The sequence below is a fragment of the Clostridium sp. CX1 genome (genome assembly GCF_025398335.1).
GTDB lineage: Bacteria > Bacillota > Clostridia > Clostridiales > Clostridiaceae > Clostridium_AM > Clostridium_AM tanneri.
Genome location: NZ_JAODOO010000043.1, coordinates 1 through 3,118, shown reverse-complemented (window position 1 = coordinate 3,118; position 3,118 = coordinate 1). Strand labels below are relative to the sequence as shown.

Genomic DNA, 3,118 nt, shown 5'->3' with positions numbered 1-3,118 from the left:
GGCTGATTTTTCGAATCATGTAAATGATACTGTGACCTACTCTACTTATAAACTAAACATTGATAGCAACGGTATAGCTACTGAAGTTGACCTAAAAAGAAAAGACGGGACGCTTATATTAAAATCTGTGTTATCAGGTGGCACTAGCCCACAATACACAACTAGAACAGAAACATACTATGAACAAGGTGGAACGACTGTAACAAAAACAGTAGTTTACAATCTAAGCTATGACGGTAACGGAAATATGACAAGTGAGGTGATGCAATAATGGATATTCTAAGAGCACATGGCATTGGGGCTGGTAAAAAAGATACTACCTATGGAGATGGTAGTGATGGAGTGTTTAATAGCTCAGGTAATATCACATTTGCAGTACCTACGCAAGATGTATCTACAATAGTAAAACAGTATAGCTCCTTTACACTAAATGCAGGACACACTCTAACCGTCGATAAAAGGTGTCGAGGTTTGGTAATTTATTGCACTGGAGATGTAGTGATAAACGGTTTAATAAACATGGATCATAAATCAGCTGTAGTAAACCCTTTTACATTAGGTAGATATGTTGTAGCACTAGGTATAAACTCTAAATATGAAGTACCTTTAGGGGGTGCTGGGGGCAATGGCGGAGAATTGTATTACACTGCTAGTGGTGGAAAAGGATATGGTTATGGTTATCCATTTGGAGGCACTGGTGGCGGAGGTGGCGCTGGTGGAAGTATTACTGGTAATAATAACTCGGCTAAAGGTGCATCAGGTGGTAATATACCTACAGATTCAAGTGCTTTGGGTGGATCAGGCTCACAAGGAGCAGGTGGCAACGGAGGAGGTTCACCTAGTATTTATTCAATAGGTGTTGGCGGTAGTTCACTTTTAGGTAGCGGAGGTGGCGGTGGCGGCTCTATTATAGACACTTTTGGTGGAGTTACGTCAAAAGCGGAAGACGGACAGCCAGGGACTTCATTTGGTGGTGGCGCTGTAATAATTATCGCAAAAAGTAATATTACTATTGGTAACTTAGGTAGTATATACTGTAGAGGTGGTGCTGGTGGTGCTGGTGGAGGATCACGCTGCACTTCTGGCAGTAGCGCCTATACATCATATGGTGGTTGTGGAGGCGGTGGTGCTGGTGGGGGTGTTATTGCACTATATTATCATGTAGCTTATAGCAATTCAGGCACATTAAACGTAAGTGGTGGTTCGGGTGGTTCAGGTGGTTATGGTGCCAGATATGACACTCCAAATGGAGCTAATTGGACATATGCGGGTGCTTCAGGCCAATCAGGAGCTACTGGTTCCATATTAATACAGAAAGTTTAAATTTAGGAGGTATAGTAATGCGAGTAATTTATGCATATAATCCTTATGATTCTAAAGAGGTTAAAATAATAGCGAGGGTAAAAGAAGAATTGTCAAGTTTAGTAGAAGATATTCAAATAGTTGACTTTATGGACATTAGAGAAATGTATAAAATAAGAGAAACACCAGCATTAATAATATTGCGTGATGATTTACAAGGTATAAATTTGCTAACTGAAGATCCTGACAATAATGGTCAATTAAGAGTTACAGGTGAAGTTTATAAGGCAATGCAGGAAGAAGAAAACAATTTTCATAACATGCCTACTAATAGGATAGATGTTTTAATCAATACAGAAGTAGTAAAAGGTCAAGATAACTTAATGTCAGATATGATTGAAAGGGGGCTATTATAATGTTTTCACCGTTTGTAGAGGCACTAAGACGAAAATATTTAGCAAAAGGAATCACACTTGAAAAAGTAACTAGTTTAAAGAGTGATGGTGTAATTACAGAAGAGGAATTTAATTATATTACACAGTAGAAAACGTAAACACCAGAAAATATATTTACTCAAAAACAAGTCAATTTAAATTATATGTAAATAGTGTTAGTATAAGTTATAAGATTTAAATTAGAGGTGTTTAATTTGGATAACTATAGCTTATACTACCCGGATGTTTTTTATTTTAGGACTACATTTAAAGATAAAGATTTAAACCTTAAAGTAAACTATGAAAATACTTGTGAGTCAACAAATAAAAATGTCAAAGGTAATCTATTGCAATCTATTATGTTATATGATTCCGTTTATATTCACGCTTGGGAATTGCCTGTTGTTATTCATTTTTTTAATGGCAGAAATAATGCCGAATATGTTGCTGAAAACGGCTTGATAAGAACAATCAATGGTGAAGATAAGTTTATAGGCTGTCAGCAAAATGGAGTTTTATATACCTTGGCAGGTGGGGAATTTAGGAAAGGAACTTTCTCAAACGCAAATGATATTAACTATTTATTACAGTCTTTTAGAGGTAATTATAGTGATTATAAAGATATCTCCGAGATGCTATATAGAAGTAGTGTAAACTTAAAAACAGATGATTTTTTTAAAAAAGTTGAAAAAGAGATTATTGGAGATATCTCTGATAAAACTTTTATTGAAAAGCATAGGTTAACAACTAAGAAACTAAGATATATATATCCACAAGATGTTAGTTTTTTTAACAATCACTTGGAAACATACAAAAGAATTTATTATGCACAAGCATTAAATGCAAAGAATATATTCGCTGAGGATGTATTGGTTGATACAATTAAAGAGAAAATATCCTCATCGACAAATCAAATGGGCATAAATGTAGATATTAATGAAGAGTTTTCTAAATTAACAAAAGTACTGAAAATTCCTGACATAGTTGAAGCGGTTGAGAATGGGTTAATAACACCTAAAGACATTCTTGAGATGAGAGAAAAAAAGAACTGTGTAGAATTTAGGAAATGGCTTCATTCACATGCATATATTACTTTAAGTGAAAAGGATAATAATGATGTCATTTCTGCTTATATTGATACTTTTAAAGAGAAGGGATTGTTAGAAAAGTTACCGTCAAAAATAGTAAGATTTGTGACTACCAGTGCAGTAGGTATGATTTCTGGCATAGATCCTTCTGTAGGTATAGGGATATCAGCAATAGACTCCTTTTTACTTGATAAATTTAGAATTGGACAATGGAAACCAGATTTTTTTCTTAATGATTACAAAAAGCTTTTAAAAAAAGGTGAAAAAAATAATAAGTCGCACTTGAAACCTTAG

General features: G+C 34.7%; 4 protein-coding genes and 1 pseudogene. All 5 read left to right on the top strand.

Annotated features, from left to right (window positions below; genetic code table 11):
- Window positions 1-271 (top strand): annotated as a pseudogene (locus tag N4T77_RS20000) (hypothetical protein); the annotation flags it as partial.
- Window positions 271-1,323: a hypothetical protein gene (locus N4T77_RS19995; RefSeq protein ID WP_261673624.1), complete on the top strand. Its 1,053-nt coding sequence runs from the start codon at window positions 271-273 to the stop codon at window positions 1,321-1,323. The pseudogene N4T77_RS20000 and the gene N4T77_RS19995, both read left to right, overlap by 1 nt.
- 17 nt (window positions 1,324-1,340) lie before the next feature.
- Window positions 1,341-1,718, top strand: coding sequence for a hypothetical protein (locus N4T77_RS19990; protein WP_261673623.1), 378 nt, complete (start codon window positions 1,341-1,343; stop codon window positions 1,716-1,718).
- Window positions 1,718-1,846 (top strand): hypothetical protein, encoded by a 129-nt coding sequence (locus N4T77_RS19985; RefSeq protein WP_261673622.1) that lies wholly within the window; start codon window positions 1,718-1,720, stop codon window positions 1,844-1,846. Before N4T77_RS19990 ends, N4T77_RS19985 begins: the two co-directional genes overlap by 1 nt.
- A 105-nt stretch (window positions 1,847-1,951) precedes the next feature.
- Window positions 1,952-3,118 carry a hypothetical protein gene (locus N4T77_RS19980; RefSeq protein WP_261673621.1) on the top strand — a complete coding sequence of 389 codons (1,167 nt, stop codon included), beginning with the start codon at window positions 1,952-1,954 and terminating at the stop codon, window positions 3,116-3,118.